The sequence below is a fragment of the Halomonas huangheensis genome, assembly GCF_001431725.1.
Lineage (GTDB): Bacteria > Pseudomonadota > Gammaproteobacteria > Pseudomonadales > Halomonadaceae > Halomonas > Halomonas huangheensis.
Window position 1 is genome coordinate 1 of sequence record NZ_CP013106.1, and the last position, 25,058, is coordinate 25,058.

At 59.0% G+C, this 25,058-nt stretch carries 18 protein-coding genes; 10 read left to right on the forward strand and 8 right to left on the reverse strand.

Annotated elements, in window-relative coordinates; all coding sequences use genetic code 11:
• The first annotated feature begins 228 nt into the window (after positions 1 to 228).
• From dnaA to gyrB, 4 genes are all read left to right on the forward strand, one after another.
• Positions 229 to 1,701: a chromosomal replication initiator protein DnaA gene (gene dnaA / locus AR456_RS00005; RefSeq protein WP_021819523.1), complete on the forward strand. Its 1,473-nt coding sequence runs from the start codon at positions 229 to 231 to the stop codon at positions 1,699 to 1,701.
• A 74-nt stretch (positions 1,702 to 1,775) separates the two neighbouring features.
• Complete coding sequence (dnaN, locus tag AR456_RS00010; protein WP_021819524.1) at positions 1,776 to 2,879, forward strand: DNA polymerase III subunit beta; 1,104 nt, start codon at positions 1,776 to 1,778, stop codon at positions 2,877 to 2,879.
• 102 nt (positions 2,880 to 2,981) lie between these two features.
• Positions 2,982 to 4,097: a DNA replication/repair protein RecF gene (recF, locus tag AR456_RS00015; protein ID WP_021819525.1), complete on the forward strand. Its 1,116-nt coding sequence runs from the start codon at positions 2,982 to 2,984 to the stop codon at positions 4,095 to 4,097.
• Positions 4,098 to 4,108: 11 nt separating this feature from the next.
• Entirely contained in the window at positions 4,109 to 6,529 is a 2,421-nt protein-coding gene (gene gyrB, locus AR456_RS00020) for a DNA topoisomerase (ATP-hydrolyzing) subunit B (RefSeq protein ID WP_021819526.1), read from the forward strand.
• A 247-nt stretch (positions 6,530 to 6,776) separates the two neighbouring features.
• Here the strand turns inward: gyrB and gmhB are convergent, their stop codons facing one another.
• The gene (gene gmhB / locus AR456_RS00025; protein WP_021819527.1) at positions 6,777 to 7,382 is read right to left on the reverse strand and encodes a D-glycero-beta-D-manno-heptose 1,7-bisphosphate 7-phosphatase; all 606 of its coding nucleotides are present in this window, start codon (positions 7,380 to 7,382) and stop codon (positions 6,777 to 6,779) included.
• Between the two features lie 198 nt (positions 7,383 to 7,580).
• The gene (locus AR456_RS21195) at positions 7,581 to 8,483 is read right to left on the reverse strand and encodes a LysR family transcriptional regulator (RefSeq protein ID WP_021819528.1); all 903 of its coding nucleotides are present in this window, start codon (positions 8,481 to 8,483) and stop codon (positions 7,581 to 7,583) included.
• 149 nt (positions 8,484 to 8,632) lie between these two features.
• Between AR456_RS21195 and AR456_RS00035 the strand changes: the two genes are divergently transcribed.
• On the forward strand, positions 8,633 to 9,709 hold the full coding sequence (locus tag AR456_RS00035; RefSeq protein ID WP_021819529.1) for a zinc-dependent alcohol dehydrogenase family protein: 1,077 nt from the start codon (positions 8,633 to 8,635) through the stop codon (positions 9,707 to 9,709).
• Between the two features lie 152 nt (positions 9,710 to 9,861).
• On the opposite strand, the gene glyS is transcribed toward AR456_RS00035, so the two are convergent.
• Together glyS and glyQ are read right to left on the reverse strand one after the other, a co-directional pair.
• Positions 9,862 to 11,922 carry a glycine--tRNA ligase subunit beta gene (gene glyS, locus AR456_RS00040; protein ID WP_021819530.1) on the reverse strand — a complete coding sequence of 687 codons (2,061 nt, stop codon included), beginning with the start codon at positions 11,920 to 11,922 and terminating at the stop codon, positions 9,862 to 9,864.
• Positions 11,923 to 11,924: 2 nt separating this feature from the next.
• Positions 11,925 to 12,914 (reverse strand): glycine--tRNA ligase subunit alpha, encoded by a 990-nt coding sequence (gene glyQ, locus AR456_RS00045; protein WP_021819531.1) that lies wholly within the window; start codon positions 12,912 to 12,914, stop codon positions 11,925 to 11,927.
• Positions 12,915 to 13,163: 249 nt separating this feature from the next.
• On the opposite strand from glyQ, the gene rfaD reads away from it, so the two are divergent.
• The 4 genes from rfaD (at position 13,164) to AR456_RS00065 (ending at position 16,653) form a co-directional block, all read left to right on the forward strand.
• Positions 13,164 to 14,135, forward strand: a complete 972-nt coding sequence (rfaD, locus tag AR456_RS00050) for an ADP-glyceromanno-heptose 6-epimerase (protein ID WP_031208192.1) — start codon at positions 13,164 to 13,166, stop codon at positions 14,133 to 14,135.
• Entirely contained in the window at positions 14,128 to 15,174 is a 1,047-nt protein-coding gene (gene waaF / locus AR456_RS00055; protein ID WP_021819533.1) for a lipopolysaccharide heptosyltransferase II, read from the forward strand. The genes rfaD and waaF overlap by 8 nt, the downstream gene beginning before the upstream one ends.
• A 67-nt stretch (positions 15,175 to 15,241) precedes the next feature.
• Complete coding sequence (locus AR456_RS00060) at positions 15,242 to 15,931, forward strand: helix-turn-helix transcriptional regulator (RefSeq protein ID WP_021819534.1); 690 nt, start codon at positions 15,242 to 15,244, stop codon at positions 15,929 to 15,931.
• Between the two features lie 89 nt (positions 15,932 to 16,020).
• Positions 16,021 to 16,653: a glutathione S-transferase family protein gene (locus tag AR456_RS00065; protein WP_021819535.1), complete on the forward strand. Its 633-nt coding sequence runs from the start codon at positions 16,021 to 16,023 to the stop codon at positions 16,651 to 16,653.
• A gap of 85 nt (positions 16,654 to 16,738) precedes the next feature.
• On the opposite strand, the gene AR456_RS00070 is transcribed toward AR456_RS00065, so the two are convergent.
• The 4 genes from AR456_RS00070 to AR456_RS00085 all read right to left on the reverse strand — a co-directional run bounded on the left by AR456_RS00070 (position 16,739) and on the right by AR456_RS00085 (position 23,820).
• The gene (locus AR456_RS00070) at positions 16,739 to 19,762 is read right to left on the reverse strand and encodes an autotransporter outer membrane beta-barrel domain-containing protein (protein WP_081694673.1); all 3,024 of its coding nucleotides are present in this window, start codon (positions 19,760 to 19,762) and stop codon (positions 16,739 to 16,741) included.
• 420 nt (positions 19,763 to 20,182) lie between these two features.
• A complete protein-coding gene (locus AR456_RS00075) occupies positions 20,183 to 21,841 on the reverse strand; it encodes a sulfatase-like hydrolase/transferase (RefSeq protein WP_021819537.1) in 1,659 nt (552 codons plus the stop codon).
• A gap of 102 nt (positions 21,842 to 21,943) precedes the next feature.
• On the reverse strand, positions 21,944 to 22,720 hold the full coding sequence (locus AR456_RS00080; RefSeq protein ID WP_021819538.1) for a glycosyltransferase family 2 protein: 777 nt from the start codon (positions 22,718 to 22,720) through the stop codon (positions 21,944 to 21,946).
• Positions 22,717 to 23,820 (reverse strand): glycosyltransferase family 9 protein, encoded by a 1,104-nt coding sequence (locus AR456_RS00085; protein WP_031208202.1) that lies wholly within the window; start codon positions 23,818 to 23,820, stop codon positions 22,717 to 22,719. The genes AR456_RS00080 and AR456_RS00085 overlap by 4 nt, the downstream gene beginning before the upstream one ends.
• 74 nt (positions 23,821 to 23,894) lie before the next feature.
• Here AR456_RS00085 and AR456_RS00090 point away from each other — a divergent pair, with 74 nt between their 5' ends.
• Entirely contained in the window at positions 23,895 to 25,046 is a 1,152-nt protein-coding gene (locus tag AR456_RS00090) for a glycosyltransferase family 4 protein (protein WP_021819540.1), read from the forward strand.
• Positions 25,047 to 25,058: the final 12 nt, after the last annotated feature.

The window sequence follows — 25,058 nt, forward strand, 5'->3', positions numbered from 1 at the left end:
CATAAAAGTGTGGGAAAAACGTTGAACACAGGTGGGAGGACGGTTGATGAGCTGTGCGGAAAGCGCATCATTATCCACAGGCCTGAAATCATCCTTGGTTTGTCCCCAGTCGTTGTGGGTAGTTTCCGACTGGTTTTCCACAGTACTCAGACAGCCCTTCTGTCGTGTGGATAACTCGTCTCTGGGGCGATACAATATGCGGTCGCTCTTCCAATCAAGGTAGCTCGTGTGTCGCTCGCTCTTTGGCAACAATGTCTGGAAACCCTTCAGGATGAACTGAGTTCGCAACAGTTCAACACCTGGATCCGACCGCTTCAGGCGGAAGAGGAGGCCAATCAGCTGCGGCTGTTGGCGCCAAACCGGTTTGTGCGTGACTGGGTCAACGACAAGTACGCCAAGCGTATCAGTGAGCTGATGCGTGAGCTTGCGCCTGCCAAACCGCCCAAGGTTCTGCTGGTGGTAGGCAGTCGGCGTGCTGCGGCCCCAGCCCCTCAGACTCGTGATCTCGGAAACCCCGTGTCGGCTGCACCGACGCGGGCTCCTGCTGTGCGCACGCCTCCCCGAGGGGATGTGGCGGATGAGCGCGAGATTGATCGCCTGCGTGAGGAAGGAGAAGGCCCTGTACCCACTCGTCCGCCCAGTGGCGAGCGTCAGGTGCAGGTGGAGGGCAGTCTCAAGCACTCCAGTGGTCTCAATCCCAATTTTACCTTCGAAACTTTCGTCGAAGGTAAGTCAAACCAGTTGGCACGTGCTGCATCTCGCCAGGTGTCGGAAAACCCCGGTGGAGCCTACAATCCTCTGTTCCTCTATGGTGGTGTGGGCCTCGGTAAGACCCACCTGATGCATGCTGTGGGTAATGCGTTGGCCGGGCGCCGAGAGAACGCGAGGGTGGTGTATCTGCACTCCGAGCGTTTTGTAGCCGATATGGTCAAGGCGTTACAGCTCAATGCCATCAATGACTTCAAGCGCTTCTACCGTAGTGTTGATGCGCTTTTGATCGATGACATTCAGTTCTTTGCTGGCAAGGAGCGCTCCCAGGAGGAGTTCTTCCACACCTTCAATGCCTTGCTTGAAGGGGGCCAGCAGATGATTCTGACCTCGGATCGTTACCCTAAGGAAATCAGTGGTGTCGAGGAGCGTCTCAAGTCGCGCTTCGGTTGGGGACTGACAGTTGCCATTGAGCCTCCCGAGCTGGAGACACGTGTCGCGATCCTTATGAAGAAGGCCGACCAGGCCAGGGTCGACCTGCCGCATGATGCAGCTTTCTTCATCGCCCAGAAGATTCGCTCCAATGTGCGTGAATTGGAAGGTGCCCTGAAAAAGGTGATTGCTGACTCGCACTTCATGGGCAAGCCGATCACACAGGACTTCATCCGCGAGTCACTCAAGGACCTGTTGGCCTTGCAGGATAAGCAGGTGGGGGTGGATAACATTCAGCGTACCGTGGCGGAGTACTACAAGATCAAGTTGGCGGATCTGCTTTCCAAGCGCCGCTCTCGCTCTGTAGCACGTCCCCGTCAGGTCGCCATGGCGTTGGCCAAGGAACTGACCAATCACAGTCTTCCGGAGATCGGTGATGCCTTCGGTGGGCGTGACCATACCACCGTGCTGCATGCTTGCCGCAAGGTTCAGTCATTGCAGGAAGAAAGTGCCGATATTCGTGAAGACTACAAGAATCTGTTGCGGCTGTTGACCAGCTGATCAGGATCCCAAACGATACACCACAGTTGGGGTCATTAGTTTCAACCCCTTCCAGGACAAGAAGTGGAGCCGTCATGAAATTTTCCATCTCCAGAGAAGCACTGCTGCGCCCACTTACGCTGGTCGCTGGCGTCGTGGAGCGCCGCCAGACCTTGCCGGTGCTCTCCAATGTTTTGATCAAGGTCGAGCAGGACGAGGTCGCGCTGACCGGTACTGATCTGGAGGTCGAGCTCGTTGGCAGGACTGTGGCCAGCGACGTCGAGGAGACAGGAGCCATCACCGTCCCGGCGCGCAAGTTGATGGATATCTGCAAATCGCTGCCGGATCAGTCGGAGATTCAGCTGTCATTGGAAGAGGGGCGAGCTGTGCTGCGCAGTGGACGCTCGCGCTTCACGCTGTCGACCTTACCGGTCGCCGAGTTCCCCAATATCGAGGATGGTCAGAAGAGCGTCGAGCTGGCTTTGCCGCGTGGTACGCTCAAGCACCTTATCGATGCTACTTCCTTTGCCATGGCCCAGCAGGACGTGCGCTACTACCTCAACGGTTTGCTGTTGGAGTTTGCCCCCAACCTGGTGCGTTCGGTGGCTACCGATGGCCACCGCCTCGCGGTGTGCTCACGTCCGGTCGAGATTCAGGTAGAGGCATCGCAGAAGCTGATCGTGCCGCGCAAGGGGGTGTTGGAACTGGTGCGCCTGCTGGATGATTCCGAGGAACCTGTCAGCCTGACACTGGGTTCGACGCACCTGCGTGCTCATACCGGTGACTTTACCTTTACCTCCAAGCTGGTCGACGGAAAGTTCCCCGACTATGAGCGCGTAGTGCCGCGTGGCGGTGACAAGGTTTTCCTTGCTGAGCGTTCCGAGCTGCGTCAGGTCCTGTCGCGTACCGCCATCCTCTCCAATGAGAAGTATCGTGGTGTGCGCCTGCACCTCGAGGAAGGCAACCTCAAGGTCATGGCCAACAACCCTGAGCAGGAGGAAGCGGAGGAGAATATTGCCATCGAATACAGCGGTGCCGCGATGGAAATCGGCTTCAACGTCGGCTACCTGATCGATGTACTCAACGCGGTGGACGAGGATCGAGTGCAGATGACCCTTGGCGATCCCAACAGCAGTGCGCTGATGGAAGAGCCGGGTGGTGGTGATGCGCTCTATGTTGTCATGCCGATGCGCCTGTAACATGACAGCCAATTTTCCTCGCTGCGATTGAGGTTTGGGTTATTGGGGCAGGGATATCGGGGCCAGAGTTATCGGAGCCAAGGTTATCAAGACGAAAACTATATGCCGATCGAGCGCCTAGTATTCCAGGGCCTGCGTAATTTGCAGGCCCTTGATGTTTCTCCAGGGCCACGAATCAATTTGATCTCTGGTGCCAACGGCAGCGGCAAGACCAGTCTGCTTGAGGGTATCCATATCCTCGGCATGGGGCGTTCCTTTCGGGCCCGGCGCTTGCCCCAGGTGATTACTCACGATGCTGATGCAGTGACGCTCCACGGTCGTCTATCGACGGACCCTCCCACCACTATTGGTATCCGTCGTCAGCGGGATCACAGCGACCTGCTGATGAAGGTCTCCGGTGAAAAGGTGGAGCGGATTGCGGACCTTGTAGAGACGCTACCAATGCAGCTGATCAATCCCGATGCCTTTCGTCTGCTTGAAGGGCCGCCGGCGGGTCGTCGTGAGTTTCTCGATTGGGGTGTGTTTCACGTGAAACATGACTTCATTGGCGCCTGGCAGCGTTTCAGGCGTGCGCTGAAACATCGGAATGCATTGCTCAGACATGGTAGAATGGACGATGCCTCATTGAACGTCTGGGAGCATGAATTGGCTCAATGGGGTAATCGGCTCGACGAGCTGAGGGCTGAGTGGGTGGAAGCCTTTCTGCCGGTATTTGAGGAAACTCTGGAGGGATTGATCTCCATGCCGGGGTTGCGGTTGCGTTACTCGCGAGGCTGGGACCGCCAACGTGAGCTGGCAGACGTTTTGCATCAGGCGCGTGATACGGATCGTCAGATGGGATTCACCCAACAGGGCCCACAAAGGGCGGATCTAGGCATTCGCTTGAACAAACGGCCAGCAGTGGAAGTGCTTTCACGAGGACAGCAGAAGCTCGTCGTGAGCGCATTGAAGCTGGCACAGGGACGATTGCTGGAACGCACCACGGGGCGAACCTGCCTCTACCTGATCGATGACCTTCCAGCGGAGTTGGACCGCACACATCGCGCGGTATTCTGCCAATGGCTGGAAAGGATGCAGTGCCAGGCCTTTATCACCAGCGTGGATCACGAAGTGCTGGCCAACCTGTGGCAAGACACGACTCCGGTGGCAATGTTTCACGTGAAACATGATGCCGAAGGAGCAGGACAGCTGCAGGCAATAGACAGACAGACGTCATGACGGAGCGGTCAATGAGCGAACAGGCTTACGACTCAACGAGCATCAAGGTACTGAAAGGCCTGGATGCCGTACGCAAGCGGCCCGGGATGTATATCGGCGACACCGATGACGGTACTGGCCTGCATCATATGGTCTTCGAACTGGTGGATAACTCCATCGACGAAGCCCTGGCCGGACACTGCAGCGAGATCAAGGTGATCATTCACCCTGATGAGTCGATTACCGTCAGTGATAACGGTCGTGGCATTCCCACCGATATTCATGAAGAAGAGGGTGTTTCGGCAGCCGAAGTTATCATGACGGTGCTGCACGCCGGGGGTAAGTTCGATGACAACTCCTACAAGGTATCAGGTGGCCTGCACGGCGTAGGTGTTTCGGTGGTCAACGCGCTGTCTGAGGAGCTCAAGCTGACCATCTGGCGTGCTGGCCAGGTGCACGAGCAGATCTATCGTCATGGTGAGCCCCAGGCTCCGTTGTCTGTGGTTGGTCAAACCGAACAGACCGGGTCTCGAGTCCATTTCCGTCCTTCGACGGAGACTTTTGCCAACATCGAGTTTCACTACGACATTCTCGCCAAGCGTCTACGCGAGCTGTCGTTCCTCAACTCAGGTGTGGCCATTCGTCTTTTCGATGAGCGAAGTGGCAAGGAAGAACTGTTCCACTATGACGGCGGTTTGAAGGCCTTCGTCGACCATTTGAACACCAACAAGACGGTGCTCAACCCGGTTTTTCACTTCAACGCTGAGCGTGAAGACGGTGTGGCGGTGGAAGTCGCCATGCAGTGGAACGATACCTTCTCCGAGAACATCTTCTGCTACACCAACAACATCCCCCAGCGTGACGGTGGTACACACCTGGCGGGCTTCCGTGCTGCGCTGACGCGTACTCTCAATAATTACATTGAGACAGAAGGATTGTTGAAGAAGACCAAGGTTGCCACCTCGGGTGATGACGCCCGTGAAGGTTTGACGGCGATCATCTCGGTCAAGGTACCTGATCCCAAGTTCTCCTCGCAGACCAAGGACAAGCTTGTTTCCTCAGAGGTAAAAACCGCTGTAGAACAGGAGCTTGGCAGGCTTTTTGCCGAGTATCTGGTCGAGAAGCCCAATGAGGCGAAGTCGATCGTCAACAAGATGCTCGATGCTGCACGTGCCCGTGAAGCGGCGCGCAAGGCGCGTGATATGACGCGTCGTAAAGGTGCCCTCGACATCGCCGGCCTGCCGGGTAAATTGGCGGACTGCCAGGAGAAGGATCCCAGCCTTTCCGAACTCTACCTGGTGGAGGGTGATTCGGCCGGTGGTAGTGCCAAGCAGGGCCGTGATCGTCGCACCCAGGCGATTCTGCCGCTCAAGGGCAAGATTCTCAACGTCGAGAAGGCGCGCTTCGACAAGATGCTGTCTTCTGCAGAGGTTGGTACGCTGATTACCGCACTAGGCTGTGGTATCGGTCGCGAGGAGTTCAATCCTGACAAGTTGCGTTACCACTCGATCATCATCATGACTGATGCCGATGTTGACGGTTCGCATATTCGTACGCTGTTGTTGACCTTCTTCTTCCGTCAGATGTCGGTACTGATCGAGCGTGGTCATGTGTTCATTGCTCAGCCTCCGCTGTACAAGATCAAGCGTGGTAAGCAGGAAAGCTATCTCAAGGATGAGCAGGCAATGACCGACTATTTGACCACTACCGCGCTGGATGGTGCGCGTTTGTGTGTCAATGCTGATGCTCCGGGGATCAGTGGTGCGCAGCTCGAAAGTCTCGTCAAGCAGTACCGTGATGTAGAGAGGCGCATTGATCGTCTGTCGCGCGTTTATCCGAACGAAGTGCTGCGTAAAATCGTGCATGCTGCTGGGCTTGATGGTGAAGCAAGCCTCAAGGACCGTGGCACCATGCAGCAATGGATTGAATACCTGCAGAAGGCAATGGACGATCTGGTCGCCTACGAGGGCGGTCCGCGCTACACCTTCTCGCTGCAGGAAGATAGCGAGCGGGGTTTCTTCCTGCCCGCTGTCACCCTGATAGCTCACGGTGTCACTACTGATTACGTCTGGGGTCTGGATTTCTTCACCAGCGCCGATTATCGGGCGATGGCAGCGCTCGGTGAAACGCTGGAAGGGCTGCTGGAAGAGGGCGCGTATATCGCGCGTGGCGAACGTCAGAAGCCGATCAGCACCTTCTATGAAGCCTTGGATTGGCTAATGACCGAAGCGCAGCGTGGTTTGTCGATCCAGCGCTACAAGGGGCTGGGCGAGATGAATCCGGACCAGTTGTGGGAAACCACCATGGACCCTAATACACGCCGCATGCTGCGTGTCACCATCGAAGATGCGGTGGCTGCCGATATGATGTTCAACACCTTGATGGGTGATGAAGTCGAGCCGCGCCGTGACTTTATCGAGCGTAATGCTCTGGTGGCCAACCTCGACGTGTAATGCGTGATTCAGAGAGGATGTTTCACGTGGAACATTTCTCCTGACGGCAAAAAATCCCGATCAGTGCATATGATGCTGGTCGGGATTTTTTTTGGTTGGTGGCTCGTTTGAGAAGTTCCACGCGCCCGGTTGTTGTGCTTTCTGTCTGTATGGCTGTGTTTTGCTGTGCTGCTACATTCATGTCGGGGCGTGCGTGCCAATGATGATGTTCCACGTGAAACATCGGCGCGCTTTTGTGTGACTGTTGTCAGGCCCCACTGTCCTTGTCACTGCCCTCGTCAGCTATCGACATGCCTGTCTTCAGCAGCCAATCGACAAAGGCGATTAGGTCATCGAAAACACGGGTAGGGTTATCGTCGGCATTCAGTTCAGGATATTCAGCAAGCGTTCTTTCGCCCTTTCCGGTGCGAACCAGCGCGAGGTGGCAGCCCACGGCATCACCTGCCTGCAGGTCGCGAAGGCTATCGCCGACCATCCAGCTTCCTGCCAGACTCGGCATACCCAGCGCCTCACCGACCTGTTTCAGCAATCCCGGCAATGGCTTGCGGCAATCGCAGTTGTCCTCTGATACATGCGGGCACCAGGCAATATGATCGATATGACCACCGGCAGCTTCGACTAGACTCGACATGCGCTCATGCATAGCAGCTAGAGTGGCTTCGTCATAGAATCCACGGCCGATACCGGATTGGTTGGTGGCCACGGCGACCTTCCATCCGGCTTGACTCAGTCGAGCCATGGCCGTAATCGAAGCAGGGTAGGGAATCCATTCCTGCAGAGACTTTACGTACTCATCGGAGTCCTGATTGATCACGCCATCGCGATCAAGAATAACGAGTTTGATTGGGGGCATGATGACATCGTGGTTGGTGGATGATGACCGCAGTCTGATGTTCCAAAGTGCTATGGCTCTTATGGATATATCTCACTCGGTTTGGAATACCAGGTTTCGGGGCGCACGGAAAGTTTAGGGTGATGTTCCACGTGAAACAATCCTGCCACATGTCGAAGCAGCTGTTGGACCCAGCTGCGTTTGATCGTGAGCACGCCTTCAGGCATCAGGGAGTCGCTCCGCGAGGAAGTCGATCAGCGCCTTGACGCGGGCCGGCACCTCCCGAGAGGGCGTTACGGCATGCACGCCGATATCCGGTAGCGACCAGTCACACAACACCTCACAGAGTCGGCCGTCGGCGAGAGCGTCATGAATGATCGAGCGTGCTGTCTGCACAATCCCCAAGCCACCTTCCGCTGCCATGGTCAACGCCAGACCATAGTCGGCTCGTAGGTTGCCATCGACAGCAATCGACAGGCGTTCGCCATTGCGCTGCAGGTGCCAACGTTGAGGACCGCGAAAGTGAGTGTAATGCAGGCAGTTGTGATGCAGCAGATCCGTGGGATGGACCGGCGTGCCATGCTTGTCCAGATAATTTGCGGACGCCACGAGTACACGACTATCGGTGGCGATGCGTCGAGCGACCAGGCGTGAGTCTTCCAACTGACCTATGCGCACCGCGAGGTCGAGCCCTTCGCCGGGAATGTCATTGAAGTTGTCGTCGAAAATAGCTTCCAGACGAACCTGCGGATGACGCAGCAGAAACTCGGCCAGGTGGGGCGCAATATATAAACGACCATAGTTGACCGGGAATACTGCGCGGATGTTTCCGCGTATCTGCTGGTTACCTTCGCCTAGTCGATCTCCCGCCATCGCTATGGCATCGAGAGCTGGCAGTATCTCGCTGAGGTACTGGCTGCCTTCAGTCGTCAGCGCGACAAGACGAGTCGAGCGATGTAGCAACCGTACGCCAAGGCGTTGCTCTAGATTGTCGATGCGTCGGCTGACGGCTCCGGTCGAGAGGTGCAACTGACGCGCAGCCTGACTGAGAGATCGTAATCGCGCCACTTCCGCGAGCGTGACCATGTCGTCGAGGGTAATGCCATGGACGGGGTAGCGCATAACAGCTCCGACAAGTCGGGGAGTGATGCATTGTTGCGCCTGACACAACACTGTGTCGAGGGACTTTCGATAGTGGTACGCCGGCGCTAGCGAGATCATGTCTCCAGAAACTCCGCGGATAACCACTCTTCTGGAGGAGAAGCAAACCCATGAACGAGCAACGTACCTGGGCCTATGAGTCTCGCACATCGGGCCTTGATGGAATACGTCGGGTGATGAGGCCGCGTCGCGCGCTGGCGGCCGACGAAGTTCGCGTCAAGGTCGCGGCGGCAGCCATCAACTATCGTGACTATGCGCTGGCCATCGGGGACTATCTGCCACAGATGCCTCGCCCCTATGTGCCACTATCGGAGGGAGCAGGAGTGGTCACGGAGGTTGGTAGGGACACATCTCGACTTAAGCTCGGTGACCGAGTACTGGGGCATTACACCAGCGCCTGGTTGGATGGTGCCTTCGAGCCATCCTTCCATGACAGCAAGGTTGGTGGTCCGCTGGATGGTTGGTTGGCGGAAGAGGTCATCATGCCGGCCAACGCACTGCTGCCGGTGCCGGAGGGCTGGAGCTTTGAGCAGGCGGCCAGCCTGGCGATTTCCGGGGTGACGGCGTGGCATGCTTTGGGTGACATTTCCGCCCTTCAGGACAGGTTCGTGCTGATCGAAGGCAGCGGCAATGTATCGTTGATGGCACTGCAGCTGGCGGCTCAGGCCGGTGCTCGGCCCATTGTGCTGACGTCGCGACAGCACTTGGCGTCCGAGCTGCAGCAATGTGGAGCTGAAGCCGTGATCGGGCCAGGTGATACCGCTACGCGGCTGGAAAGGATCATGTGGTTTACCGGGGGAAGGGGCGTCGATCTGGCGGTGGAGGTCGCCGGAGGCGATACCCTGATGTCATTGGTGTTGCCGGCGATGGCCACAGGTGGTCGGGTCGCGGTTGTTGGCTTCCTCGATGACAGCCATGTGCATGGTGATCTGGTTGGTCCCTTGTTGAAGGGACTGTTGCGTCTGGAAGGTATCAGCGTGGGGAGCCGACGTCATTTCGAGGAGCTGCTGGCATTTATGCGAGCTCACCAGATGCGGCCGAGCATTGCTGAGTCCTTTGCTCCCGAGGATATCCAGCAGGCGCTGGTGCATCGTCCACAGGCGTTGGGCAAGGTCGTGGTGGTGATGGATGAGCAAGGTGAGGCGCGAAGGTTTCACGTGAAACATCAGCCGGACATTCATCGCTGATGCCAGCTTGTCAGCAAGTAGGAACGACAAGGGCCGATCCAATGGATCGGCCCTTGTCTCTCTTGCGCGAAGCACTGAGCGCGTCTACGTACTGGCTGCTGCTCAGTTCCCTATTGCAGCCATGCACGCAGCCACGCGACTGCCGCACACCCTTACAGCTCGGCAATATCCGCGACTTCGAGGAACAATGCCTGCAGGCTGGCCAGTAGCGCCAGACGATTGTTGCGCACGGCGGCATCATCGGCCATGACCATTACCTGATCAAAGAAAGCATCTACGGGAGTACGCAGGCTGGCGAGAACGTCCAGAGCGTCGCTGTAACGCACGTTGTCGAATAATGGCGCCACCTGTTGCTGGCAGTCCATTACCGCACTGTACAGCGCCTTCTCGGCGTCCTCTGACAGCAAACCAGCATCCACCTGGGTGCTGCCGTCATGCTCCTGCTTGGCGAGGATATTGGAGACACGCTTGTTGGCGGCGGCCAGTGCGGCGGCTTCTTCACGGTTGCTGAAGGTGTGTACGGCGCGTAGTCGACGAGCGAAGTCCAGCGGTTTGGTGACCGGGCGTGTACGTACTGCCAGATACACCTCGGCGCTGATCCCTTCATCCTGAGCCCAGGCACGGAAGCGGTCCAACATGTAGTTGAGCACTTCCTCGACCAGACCTTCCGTCTTGGGGAGGTTGGAATGCTGAGCGATGGCCAGCTCCAGCAGCTCACGTAGATCGAGATCCAGCTCGCCCTTGATCAGGATATTCAGCACGCCGATGGAGGCGCGACGCAGGGCGAAGGGATCACGGGTACCACTGGGACGTTGGCCGATACCGAAGATACCGGTCAGGGTATCGAGGCGGTCGGCGAGGGCCAGTGCCTGGCCGGTGGCGGTCGCGGGAATCGCATCGCCGGCGAAGCGGGGCAGATACTGCTCCTCCAGCGCCAGGGCAACCTCGGGGTCTTCGCCATCATGCTCGGCGTAGTAACGGCCCATGATGCCCTGCAGCTCGGGGAATTCGAGGACCATTTCGGTGACCAGGTCGCACTTGGCCAGTGACACGGCACGGCGCGCCCGGCTCTCGTCGCTGCCGTTCTGCTGGGCGATATGCGCGGCGATGGCAGCACTGCGCGTGGCCTTGTCGGCAAGCGTGCCCAACTGCTTCTGGAACACTACGTTACCGAGGCCATCAATGCGATCAGCGAGTTTGTGCTTGCGGTCGGTCTCGTAGAAGAAGGCCGCATCGGCGAGGCGTGGACGAATCACCTTCTCGTTACCGGCGATGACCTGCTCCGGCTCGCGGCTGTCGATATTGGAGATGGTGATGAAGGCCGGCTTGAGCTTGCCGTGCCCGTCCAGCAGGTGGAAGTACTTCTGGTTGGCCTTCATCGACGACACCAGACACTCCGCCGGGACTTCGAGGAAGCGCTCATCGAAGCTGCCGGTCAGTGCCACCGGCCATTCGACCAGGCCGCTGACTTCCTTGAGCAGGTCTTCGTCGATCACCGCTTCGGCTTCCATCAGTTCGGCTTCGGCCAGCACCTGCTCACGGATACGCTCGCGACGCTTGTCTCGATCGGCGATAACCCAGGCGTCTTCCAGTGCGGCGAGATAGTCGTCGGCATGGGCCAGATTGATGGCTGCGGGGGCGTGGAAGCGGTGGCCGCGTGTTTCACGGCCGGCCTGCAGGCCCAGCAGTTCCGTCGCCACGACCTGATCGCCGTACAGCACCACCAGCCAGTGAACCGGGCGCGAGAACTCGATGCGCGACGCACCCCAGCGCATGTTCTTCGGCACCGGCAGCGCGGCGACGGAGCGCTTGATGATCTCGGGCAGCAGCGCGGCGCTGGCTTCACCCTGTTGCTGTTCGCGGTAGCCGAGCCAGGTGCCCTTGTCGGTTTCCAGGTGGATCAGCTGATCGACGCTGACACCACAGGAACGCGCAAAGCCCTCGGCGGCTTTGGTCGGCTGGCCATCCTTGAAGGCTGCCGCCAGGGCCGGGCCGCGCTTCTCGACTTCGCGATCCGGCTGCTTGTCGGCCAGCGCCTCGACACGTACCGCCAGGCGGCGGGGAGAGGCGTAGGCGATGATATTGCCGAAGTCGACGCCAGTGTCGTTCAGGCCGCGGCGTATACCGTCAGCAAAGGCATCGGACAGGGCATCGAGGGCGCTCGGCGGAAGTTCTTCGACGCCGAGTTCGACCAGTAGCGTGTTGACTGCCATGCTTATGCGTCTCCCTGTTCTGCAATGGATCGGTCGGCAACGGCTTCATCGGCCAGAAGTTCCTGGCGCAGGGCTTCGGGGGCCAGCGGGAAGCCGGCAGCCTTGCGCGAATCGTAATAGGCGTGGGCCACGTCTCGGGCCATGGTGCGTACGCGCAGGATGTAGCGCTGGCGTTCGGTCACCGAAATGGCGTGACGGGCATCGAGCAGGTTGAAGGTGTGAGACGCCTTGAGCACCTGTTCATAGGCGGGCAACGGCAGCCTGGCTTCCAGCAGCTTGATGCACTCACTTTCCTGGTGGTCGAAGTTGCGGAACAGTGCCTCGACATCGGCATACTCGAAGTTGTAGGTCGACTGTTCGCGCTCGTTCTGTAGATAGACATCACCGTAGGTCACGCGCGTGCCATCCGGGGCGATGGTCCATACCAGATCATAGACGCTGTCGACGTCCTGCAGGTACATGGCGATACGCTCGAGACCATAGGTCAGCTCGCCGGTCACCGGGAAGCACTCGATACCACCTGCCTGCTGGAAATAGGTGAACTGCGTCACCTCCATGCCATTGAGCCAGACTTCCCAACCCAATCCCCAGGCGCCGAGGGTAGGGGACTCCCAGTTGTCCTCGACGAAGCGGATATCATGCACCAGCGGATCGATACCGAGACGCTCCAGAGAGCCCAGATACAGTTCCTGCAGATTGGCAGGGGATGGCTTCATTACCACCTGGAACTGGTAGTAATGCTGCAGGCGGTTGGGGTTCTCACCGTAGCGGCCATCGGTGGGGCGGCGAGAGGGCTGCACGTAGGCAGAGTTCCAGGATTCCGGTCCGATGGAACGCAGGAAAGTCGCCGGATGAAAGGTACCGGCACCGACTTCCATATCCAGCGGCTGCATGATGACGCAGCCATGTTCGGCCCAGTACTGTTGCAGGGCGAGGATCAGCCCTTGAAAGGTTGTCACGCCTGGTGTCGACGGGTTTGCTGACTGAGTCATGTGGAGAAGCACCGTTGGCCATGAATTCACGAGCCGTCAAGTATACAATCACAGGCAATTCGGTTATAGGCGCACGGTGATGATCACCGCGGATTGAGTGAATTGTCACTCGATTGGCCGGTCATACCCGATGTACGCAATATGAGGACATGCTCCTGCCGCAAGCGCTTTGCTGGCTCCAACTGACTGATGCAGCGAGTCGAGGAGCTGATATCCGTGGCGGAGGTGTCTCATGATCAGGGGGTTTCCATGATTGTAGTAACAGGCGGTGCCGGCTTCATCGGCTCGAATCTGGTCAAGGCACTCAACGAGCGTGGCCGCACGGACGTGTTGGTGGTCGACGACATGACGGACGGTACCAAGTTCGTCAATCTCGCCGACCTGACCCTGGGTGATTACATGGACAAGGACGAGTTCCTTGCCCGCGTGAAGGCTCACATGCGTGGTGAACTGAACCAGCTGCCCCCCATCGAGGCGATCTTCCACGAAGGCGCCTGCTCGGATACCACCGAGTGGGATGGCAAGTTCATGCTCGAGAACAACTTCAGCTACTCGAAGGAACTGCTGCACTTCTGCGAGCAACAGGGAATTCCGTTCCTGTATGCGTCTTCGGCCGCGACCTATGGCGGCAGCGAAGTGTTTGTCGAGTCCCCGGAGCACGAGAAGCCGCTCAATGTGTATGGCTACTCCAAGCTGTTGTTCGACCAGTATGTGCGTTCGCGTCAGGACAGCTTCGAGATTCAGGTGGCGGGGTTCCGCTACTTCAATGTCTATGGGCCGCGAGAGCAGCACAAGGGCAAGATGGCCAGTGTCGCCTACCACAACCACACCCAGGTCGGTGCCGGTGAGAACCTGCGTCTGTTCGGTGCCTGGGATGGCTACGAGGCGGGCATGCAGAGCCGTGATTTCGTCTATGTCGGCGACGTCGTCAACGTCAACCTGTGGTTCCTCGATAACCCCGAGGCCAGCGGTATCTTCAACCTTGGCACCGGCCGCGCCGAGCCGTTCAAGACCATCGGCGAAACGGTAATTGATTATTACGCGGCTCATCGTGGAGTACAGGGCCGCATCGACTACATCGATTTTCCCGATGAGCTCAAGGGCCGTTACCAGAGCTACACCCGTGCCGATATCTCGCATCTGCGTGAGGTCGGCTACGACAAGGAATTCCGTACGGTCTCCGAGGGTGTACGCGAGTATCTGGAGTGGCTGAATGGCTGAGGCCACTGCCCCCGCCGCAGATGCGCTCCTCTATACCGGACAACGCCTGTTGGTGGTTGGCCCGAGCTGGGTGGGTGACATGGTCATGGCCCAGAGCCTGTTCAAGGCACTCAAGCGGGGTGGTGCGGTCAGTATCGCGGTGGTGGCACCTGCCTGGTCGCGGCCGATCATCGAGCGCATGGAAGAGGTTGATGAGGTCATTGAGCTGGCGACCGGTCATGGCGAGTTTGGTATGGCCGCGCGTCGCCGGTTGGGCCGTTCGCTGAATGGCCGCTACGATCACGCCATCATCCTGCCACGCTCCTGGAAGTCGGCGTTGGTGCCGTTCTTCGCTGGAGTACCCAGGCGGGTCGGTTTTACTGGCGAGCAGCGCTATGTGCTGCTCACCGAGCGTCGCAGGCTGGATCGCTCGGTGCTCGATCAGACTGTCAAACGCTTCGTGTCGCTGGGGGCTTCCCGGACGGAAGCCGAGTCAGGCGAGTTCGAGATTCCGCGCCCCGAGCTGCGCCGGGATCCTGACAATCTGGCGCGCTTGCTCGAGACTCACTCGCTTGGAGCGCGCCCGGCGATTGGCATGATGCCGGGAGCCGAATACGGTCCAGCCAAGCAGTGGCCATTGCCCTATTTCCATCGGCTGGCGGCAATGTTGATTGAGCAGGGCTTTGAGGTTCGTGTGTTCGGTGGACCCAAGGATCACTCGGCGGGGGAGGAAATCGTCACTGGTCTGTCGCATGCCTATAACCTCTGTGGTGAGACGCGGCTCGAGGATGCCGTGGATCTGCTTGGTGATTGTCAGCAGGTAGTGAGCAACGACTCGGGGTTGATGCATGTCGCTGCCGCCGTGGGTACCCGGATCCAGGCCATTTACGGTTCCTCCAGCCCGTCCTACACGCCGCCGCTGACCGACAACGCCCAGATACACTATCTGGCGCTGGTCTGTTCTCCCTGTTTCGAGCGCACTTGCCCACTGGGGCATACCAACTGCCTCAAGTTGATTTCTCCCGAAAACATACTCGCGGCGATTGTCGATAGTCGCTGATTTTCCTCTCCAGTCTCTGGTTCCCACCTGCCGAGCATACGATCAGACGTTCAGAGGGCTATCGGTCATGTCTCGTACCACGCGGCTGTTTATCCTGATGCAGACCCTTCGCCGTCATCGCTTTCCTGTCAGTGGACAGGCGCTGGCGGCTGAGCTGGGCATCTCGCTACGTACCTTGTATCGCGATATTGCTGAGCTCAAGGCACTGGGGGCGGATATCGACGGTGAGACCGGGGTTGGCTATATCCTCAAGCCGGGCTTGCTGCTGCCACCGCTGATGTTCTCCGAGAGCGAACTCGATGCCCTGGCGCTGGGGCTTAAGTGGGTCGAGCAGCGGGCCGATGGTGAGTTGGCAGGCTCGGCCAGCGATGTGCTGGCCAAGGTGGCTGCCGTGGTACCGGGCGAGTTGCGTCTGCGCATGGATGACTCGGCGCTGCTGGTGGGGGCGGGGGCCAGTCTGCCCGTCACGGTTGATCTGAGTCTGCTGCACCGGGCGGTGCGCGAGGAGCGCAAGCTGCGTATCGAGTACCAGGATGTCGGGGGCAACGCCACAAGCAGAACCCTGTGGCCCTGTGTGATCGCCTTCTTCGAATCGGTGTGTGTGGTCGCGGCCTGGTGCGAGCTGCGCGAAGACTTCCGCCACTTCAGAGTCGACCGTATCGTCTCTGCCGAGATACTCGATGAGCACTACCCGCAGCGTCGCCATACGTTGCACAAGGCGTGGCGTCATACGCTGAGTCAGCGCCGCGACTGCTGACAGAAACTGACAGCAGGTCGCACTATCCTGATTGGGTAGCTGGGCATGTCGTCCAGCCAAGCGCCCCTACCCAAGCCAGGAGAAGTCAGATGGAAAAGCCGCTGGTGTTCTATACCAACCCCCTGTCACGCGGCGGTATCGTGCATTGGATGCTGGAAGAACTGGGTGTCGCCTATACCACCGAAATCATCGCCTATGGGGATGAGATGAAGTCGGCGGACTATCTGGCCATCAACCCCATGGGCAAGGTACCGGCCATTCGTCACGGTGACGTGGTGGTCACCGAAGCCGCTGCAATCTGCGCGTACCTGGCCGACGCCTTTCCCGAAGCGGGATTGGCTCCGCCGTTGGCCGAGCGCGGTGACTATTATCGCTGGCTGTTCTTTGCAGCAGGGCCGGTAGAGCTGGCCATCGCCTTGCGCAATATCGACTATCAACCGACCCGGGAACAGCAGGTCTCTTTCGGGCACGGCTCCTGGGAGCATGTGATTGAAGCACTGGTCAGCGCAGTGAAGGATAAGTCGTATATTGCCGGTCAGCGCTTCTCTGCGGCGGATGTCTATGTCGGATCGCACCTGCGCTGGGGCATGAGCTTCGGAACCCTGGAGAAACGTCCAGAGTTTGAAGCCTATTGCAAAGGGCTGGAGCAGCGCCCGGCACTGCAGAAGGTCATGGCTCTGACGCAGAAGGCCATGGAGGAGAGCGGCTGGTCCGCCGACTGAGACTGGCGAAACGAAACCCCGGACCGGTTCTGGTCCGGGGATGTTTCACGTGGAACATTGCTGTCGCTCAGCAGCGCAGGCCGAATCAGAACCGCCACTCGAGGTTGGCTGTAACGCTGTTGTCGGCGTAGTTGTCTGACCACAGGCCGCCATAGTCGAGAGACAGTGTCGTCGCCTTGTTGACGGCGACATCGGTGCCCAACTTGATGACCGCGGCATCGCGCGAGCCGGGAACGCTATCGACCATGAACACCGTGCCGCCGGTGGAGAAGTTCAGGTCGGCGTGGCGTTCGAGGCTGTCGTATTGGTGTTGCCAACCCAGCTCACCGCGCAAGGCCACAGAAGTGGTTTCACCGGCTTGCCAGCGGGTCGCCGCACGCAGACCCAGCGTCGAGAGCGTGGCGTCATTGTCGCTATCGCCCTCGAGTGCCGCCGCTCCGCCATTCTCATGGATCTCATCGCTGTGGTAATCGATCCAGGCCAGGTTGGCGAAAGGTTCAAGTTCCAGAGCTCCGGCATCGACAGCATAGCCCGCTTCGGCGAAGAGTTGGGTGGTATTGGCATCGTACTTGTCGTGTGCTTTGTCATGCTGAGCGCCGTAGTTGATCGAACGCGAGGTTTCGATACGGTGCCAGCTGTAGCCTGCGCCCGCGCGCAGCGCGAGGGCATTCAGTTGTTGGCTGGCATACAAGCCGAGATGGTAGTTGTCACTTTCGGCACTGGCTGCGCGGTCGGAATCGAGATCGGTGCTGGTATAACCAGCGACGACACCCAAGTGGGCGTGCTGACCAATGATCCCATCCCAACCCAGCAGGAAACCCTGGCTGTCGCTATCGAAGCCAGCAGCGTTGCCATCAGCTGAAGCATCCTGCCAGATGCCCAATACCTGGCCCCAGGCGTTGCCGCGAGTCTTGATGGCTGTTGCCGTACCGAAGCCCTGGGCCTGCCGTAGGCGGCCGTTCATGGCATCACGCAGATAACGGCTGTCGTTGATCAGTGCTGAGGCGGTATCGGCATGAATCTGACCGGATAGCGCGTCGAAGGCCTGGCGGGCCTGTTGAGGGGAACTTGAGGCGAGAAGACTTTCATGGATCGCGTTACCCGCGCCGAGAGACTCGGCGGCGGCAGCCACAGATGCCTGGTTGTCGGTCTCGGCGATGTCGGCAAAGGCCGTATCGCTGCGACCCACGCTCAGGGTGACACTATTCGGTGTGTAGCCCAGCTGAGTACCATAGAACAGATAGTTGGGCTGCACGTTGTCGAACTCACCGCTGACACCCTGGCTGGCGCTGAGAATGGTGTAGTGCTGGCCCAGCAGACTCTCGACTTCCTGCTCGGTCAGCAGGTTGCTGCGGTTCTCCAGCGAGACCTGAACCTCGCCGCCATCGAGTGTTGCAGCCCCACTGGCGTCGATCAGATCGCTGCGACCGTCGGTAGCCACTTCCACGGCATAGACCGCGCCGGGAGCAAAGTGGACATCACCGTCGACCTGGGTGGTGCCGATGGAGTTGCCGGGCGCGATGGTAGCGCCGGAGTTGGCACGTAAGCCACCGATAGTACCTGACCCAGCGAGCATCGCGCCGTCTTCGACACTCACTGCCGAGTTGCCGTGGAAGCCATTGATGACCAGCGTGCCTCCGGCAATGCGGGTATCGCCCGCGAAGCTGTTGTTGCCGGTCAGCTCGAGTATGCCGCTGCCATCCTTGGCGAAGCGACCGTTGCCGCTGATGTCATTGCCCCAGCTGTCGAAGGCATTGAAGCCGCCCTGTGAGGCATCCATGGTGACCGTGACGTCGTCATCGAAGGCGCCATAGCCATCCGCCGCCGCATACAGATTAAGACGTGCCCAGCCGCTACCGTTGTCCAACGCATGACCGGATTTGATCTCGGTGGTTGCCAGCACCTCGCGTCGCTGCTCGGCATCGAGATAAGGGAAGCGGGTTGCCAATAGTACCTCGGCGCCTTCCGGGACCACCGGGGCCAGGTCCGTCGGCCCGATGGGGGCGAGGCCATAGGTCAGGCTGTACTCATAGGCGGCCTTGAGACGCGTGGCTTCCTCGTCACTCGGTGCATCGCCGGCAGCGCATTCGGCGATGCTGGTGCCGCAGCCTGCTTCGAGCAGCTCACGCAGGTCACCCTGAGCATCGGTAAACAGCGCCTGGAAGTCTTCGCTGGTGGTAATGGGGGTACCGAATAGGCTGGTCGTTGGTTGGCCCAGATAGGCCGGATTATTGTTGAGGATCTGCGCCAGAGTATAGGTGCTCATGATCCGTGCACCGATCACATCCAGCGGGTGGTGAACGCCGAGCGTGACGCGGCTATTGCCGTATTCCGCGCCGCGTAGCAGAAACTCCTGAAAGCGCTCAGGCACCATCTGCGCGAACAGCGAGGTGGCGGTATAGCCGAAAGCGGTATGACCGCTGGGAAAGGCGGCGTTGTCTTTTACCGTGGGCAGAATGTCCGTGGCGCTATCGGTTTCAATGCCGAAGAAGTCCGGTGCGGTAAAGGACTGGATTCTGTCCGGAGCTACTTGCACCGGACGTGAATTACCGACACTGTTGCGATTCTCTTCGCTGGGTTGAAACACCAGGTCGTAGATATTGAACTCACCGTCCTCCGGCAGCGTGATGCCTGTGGCCTGTTCGGAGGGGTCGCCGTGGACACTACCATTGGCAAAGAAATTCTTGGCGAAGCCGGATTCGTGCATGGTGATGGCATTGGCCTGACTGAACAGCTCCTCGAAGCGCGGCGAGAAGGTCGTCGCGGTATAGGTTGTCGGGTCAATACTGTTGTTGGCGGTATAGATATCGTTCATCCGCGTACCGAGAGCATTGGAGACCAACAGCCCATTGCTGATCGAGCCCACCAGGCCGGCAATGGTGTTGTCCTTGATCGCGCGTTCGCGTTGTGTAGCGGAGGCGTTGTTGTTGATGCCGATGCCGGTTTCCAGCTCATCGATCAGCAGTTGGCGTCCTGCTTCACTGTTATTGAGCTGGCTGAATCCCAGCAGCAGCTGTGTGGCATCGATAGTGGTTGCTTGCTGGGCGCTGACCGCTCCAGAAGATGATAACGCGGCAATAATCATTGCCGTTCTTGTTGATGCTTTCATGACAATTATTGGCCTCGACCAGGCGTTACGGGGCGAGAATTTCAGCAGATACCCTTGCGATGAATTCCGTCCCTTTTTTTCTAGATTATTCGTAATGCCTTGTTGTTAGGGTTTTTGTGGAGGCCTATCCTAGCTGTTTCAGTATGACAGTCTGATTTCAATGACCATGAAAATGGCATTCTTTGTGCTTTTAGCTACATAGATATGGCTGCCATCATCTTTTGATATGGGTGTGTGTAACGGCTCTATCTTCTGAAGAATCATGCCGAATAATTGTGTAGCGATTCGGACAGCAGTGATCTGGGAAGGCGAGGCACAGAAAGACTGAAAGAGGAGGCGGTGGAAGGGATAGGGGAAGATACTGAGCTCAAGCGAGCTGCGTGCGCACGGCTTCCGGGGTAGCCGGAAACCGTGGTCGGATCAAGGTTGTTCCGGTGCCGTAGGAACCGCGGGGGGCTCCGCGGGTTGGCCGTCGTTGTGGATCTGCGGGGCCAGACCTTGCCACAGGCGTTCCTGGAGAGCGGTTTCCTCGCGCATGTAGCGGTTGACCTCTTCCATTCCGTGGCGCTGCAACAGAGTCGGTTCCCCAGACAGCAGCGATACGCCCAGTCCGGCACGGTGCCAGTCGATGGTGAAACCCATGGCCTCGAGCAGAGTCGGTAGGGTGTCCATGGTGGTGGCAGAGCGGTGGATTCGTCGTGGCGTCAGCCCATTACCCATCATCATCAGTGTGTTGGTGCGTTCACTGGCGTTCAGAGCATCCCACTCGGACACGCGCATGGTCAGGTGATCGCTGGCAATCACCACCAGGGTATTCTCCAGAAGCCCCTTGCGCTCGAGGCGCTCGATCAGATTGCGAGTCAACCAGGCCGAGCACCTCACCGAATAGAGGATGTCGACACCATCGTATTCGCCGAAGTGATCGAGACAGGATTGTGATGGATAGCCCACCGGAGCGTGAGCCGAGAGGTTGAGAGCGACCATCGCCCAGGGGCCGGGTTTGCTGTCGAGCTTCTGTACTTCCGTGGCAACCATGCGATACAGGCTGTCGTCGTAGAGTCCCCAGCTATTGAGATAGTCCGGGTCTTCAAGGCGTGGTGAGAGTTCTTCCCGACCAAGCGCACGGTCGAAACCATGGTCACGATAGAACAGGCCCTTGCCGGCAAACTGGGTACTGGCACCACCCATGAAGGTCAGGCGATAGCCTTCGTCATTGAGCAGGTCTCCGAGGCAACGTACACCAGGCACGACATGATGCAGCGGTTCGAACTGACGGTCGTGCAGTAACCCTGCGGGCATCAGCGGGGTACCACACTGGCTGGCAATCATACCGGCCGTGGTCCAGCCGGTATTGTCGATCTGACGAACATTGTCGAATACCACGGCGCGAGGTTCGAGAGCGGCGATATCACCATAGGCATCACCGAAACGCTGCGTATCTCCATAGGTCCGCTCGAGACTTTCCAGGTATAGGACCAGCAGGTTGGGGGGGCGTCTTGGCGCTTCGAGAATGACGGGCTCCACATAGCGGCGTTCCAGCCACGCGCCGGGGTCTGCCACGACTGCTGCGCCACGTTGGCCCATGCTGTAGAACATCGGGTTGCAGGCCAGCAACAGCACTGCGAGATATCGGTCCCAGCGATGCCAGCGCCCGTCACGACGTACCAGCCAGCTATAGGCGAGCAGCACCAGGCCTGTCCCCAGCGTATGAAAGACGGCGGCAACCGTTCTCTCGGTACCGCCATGTTGGGAGATGCCGGCCTGCAGATGGAAGAATACTGCCCCCATGTCGACCTTGCCGAAACTGTTGGCCAGATAGTCGAAGATGCCCCAGAACATCAAGGGGACCAGTGCCCAGGGAATGGCTTTCGAGTGACGGACTCCCGGGTGGTCAACTGACGTCGCTGGTGCACCCCAGCGCCAATACCAGGCGAACAGTAGCCATAGCAGGAGGAGCGGTGGCTGGGTCCAGACGGTCAGACGAGTCGCCATGACCAGACTTTGACCAATAGCCAGTCCGAGGAGAGTAAGCACCGCCCAGCGTAGCCAGGCATGAGGTATCAATTCCAACAATCGCATGGTTGTCTTGCCTGCTGAGCCGCGGACAGTAATCCACGGTCTCCCTCCCTGGAAGCCGAAGCGTGGGGTGGTGGTTTCTGGGTCATTCGCCGACGTTGTCGGTCAGCGATGAGTGTCCGCGTCACGTCCAGCTTGCTCGTTTTCGTACAGTTCGTTCAGCTTTGCATACTTCATGTAAGCATGAAACGCCGTTGTCATGGCCACTGTCATACCGTCCTGTCCCTGCAGCAATCCACCCTTGAGGATCAGCTTGCGGATCAGGGCTGTCAGTGCATGGATTGCTGGCTGCCAGGCGGAAGCGGCCACACCACGTTCTTTCATTGCCCAGGCGTCGCGGGTGGACAGTTGATCGATGCGGGTTATCCAGTGGGACAGATCGCGATAGGTGAAGTGGCTGAGATGTGCCTCTAGATCGACCACTTCCGGGGCCTCGACGGAAGAATGCGCCTTCTTGGGTAGATATCCGGAAGTGGTGCGATTGTAGAGGCGCGTGACAGCATCGGGGTAGAAACCGGCGGCGCGAATCCAGTGGCGACCAGCGAAGTTGCGTCGCCGGAAGCGATAGGCCTTGCGTGGATCATCGAGGGACAGGTCGCGAATGGCGCTGACCGCGTCCTGGTCGAGGCGCTCGTCGGCATCCAGTGCAAGGATCCAGTCATTGCGCGCCTGGGGGACGGCAAATGCCTTCTGTGGGCCGTCGCCGAGATAGGGTTGATGAATGACCCTGGCACCGGCGGCTTCGGCAAGGGCCACGGTATTGTCCGTGCTGCCCGAGTCGACGACGATGATTTCTTCACACACCGGCTGGAGAGAGGCAATTGCCTCCTCGACGTTGTCCTGCTCGTTGAGCGTGATGATGATTCCGGTAATTGCGGTCATGAAGCCTCGCCAGAGCAATCGGGATGGCTGGAAGTCTCGATCATGGTGAGCCGTTCGGCAATCTCGGTTGCCGCAGCGTCAAGGTCGATCGTGGACATGTCGGTTTCTCCAGCCTCAGGCGGAGGATGAAAGGCCAGACGACGGCCTTCGCCATTACAGGTCTGCCAGCGTAAGGGGGTTGCCGAGCGACGTGCGGGATAGAAACCGGCCGTCACCAGGTCGAGACAACCGGCGACATGCAACGGGCCGGTCGAGCCAGCAATGAATATATCGGCGGCGGCCAGGCTGAGCGCAAAGGCGGCCAGCCCCTGTTGTGGTGGTTGACGGAAAGCGCTGGCGCCTTGGTTGACCAGAGTATCGACCAGTGAATCGGCATTCTGTTCCTCACCGGGACCAGCGGTAATTATCCACTGTGGTCGTTGTTGTCCGTGAGCAAGCATGCGGTGATCGATCTCGTCGACCAGTCTGGCATAGGCGCTCAGGCTGAGATTCACCGCAGAGCCACCACTGCCGGGGTGCAGAAAACACCAATGGCGATTCGTTGTCAGAGGTAACTGTTCGGCCAGGCGCTGGCGTTGGGCAGGGCGCTGGGCGGCGCCATCCGGCCAGTATGGCGGCGCCACTGGAGCGGGAGTGAGTCCGAGCTTGTCGATCAGTGTTCCGGCCAGCTCCTGATTGTAGCGATATTCAGGTTTTGCCGAGTGCGAGCGGCGCTGGGCGATACGTTGGTTGTAGAATATCTGGGCCCATTTGGTGGCCGGTGCCATGCGCATTCGGATACCGGCACGCCAACCCAGCCAGCCGATACGCGGGGTAGAAAACAATGTCAGCAGCGCATCGAAACGCTGTTCTCGGAGTCTTCCCAGCAGTTCGCACTGAGCCCGCCGGGGAGCGGCGTCACCAGGATCGACAATCACCGCGTCGACCCAGGGGCAGGCTTCAGCCATCGGCGCGGTATAGCCAGGTACCAGCACGCTGATGTGTGGCTGGGGGGAGGCTGCCTTGAGCATCGCCAGAGCTGGCCAGGCGAGCATGAAGTCGCCTAGCTTGTCATTGCGTACCACTAGAACATGTGGCGCAGAAGAAGTGACTGAAGTCATGGGCAAACATCGTCCGAGCGGCCAGAGCCCCGCATCGTAAAGCACCCGTATCGTAAAACAAGGAGGAGACCCGCTTGAGTCATGGTGTCACGAAACCCAAGGTCATGCAGATCTGCCTGTCGGATGGCTGGGGCGGACTGGAAATGTATCCGTCTCGGATTATACCGGAGCTGACGGCTCAGGGGTGGCAAGTGTACGGACTTGCGCTGGACGGTTCGCGGGTCGCCAGCAGTATGCAGGACGCCGGTATCGAGCCGCTGACCATACGTTCGCGCAGCGCAGCACTGTGGCAGCTGCGGCGGATACTCGGCTTCCTGCGCAAGCACGACATCCGCCTGCTGCATTGCCACAAGTCGAGCGACTTGCGCCTTGCTGCTCTTCTGGCAACGCTGAACTCCAGAATCAAGGTGATCTTTACCGACCATATGGGCGTCACCCGACCCAAGAAGGATCTCTATCATCGCTGGGCCTATGGGCATGTCAGCCGATTGCTGTCGATCAGTGAGGCGACCCGCAAGCGTAATCTCAAGGCCTTTCCGCTGCCTCCCGAGCGTATCCAGCGCCTTTATCTCGGCATCGATCCCCTGGGTCAGGCGCCGCGTCTCGATGCTGGTGAGCGTCGCGCGTTGCGCACCAGTCTCGGCGTTCCACTGGATAGCCTGACCCTGGGGGTTGCAGGACGTTTGACGCCAGGCAAGGGCCAGCGAATATTTCTGCAAGCCTTTGCCGATCTGTTGCGCGAGCACCCCGAACTCAAGGTGCACGCCGTACTAATCGGTGGGTTATCGGCGGCGGAGGGCAGTCGCGAGGAGTATGTTACCGAGTTGCAGCAGTTGGTTGCACAACAGGGCATTGCTGAGCATGTCACCTTTACCGGCTTCCGGCGCGACCTGGCGCGTTTGTTCGAGATTCTCGATGTCGTCTGCGTACCATCTCGCAATGAGGCTTTCGGGCTGACAGTGGTCGAGGCCATGGCCGCCGGCAAGGCCGTGATCGGCTCTGCCAGTGGGGCGATTCCCGAGCTGCTGGATATCCATAGTGGTCGGCTGGCCGATCCCGAGGCGCCTGTGGAGTGGAGCAACGCCATGGCTGAACTGACGGGTGACGCTTCGCTGCGCATCTCTCTGGGCGAGAATGCGCGTGAGCGAGTGTTCACATACTTCCAGATGTCGACGCATATTGCAGCGCTGGTAGATGTCTACCAGGAGGTGCTCGACGTGGGCTGAATGGTGCTGTTA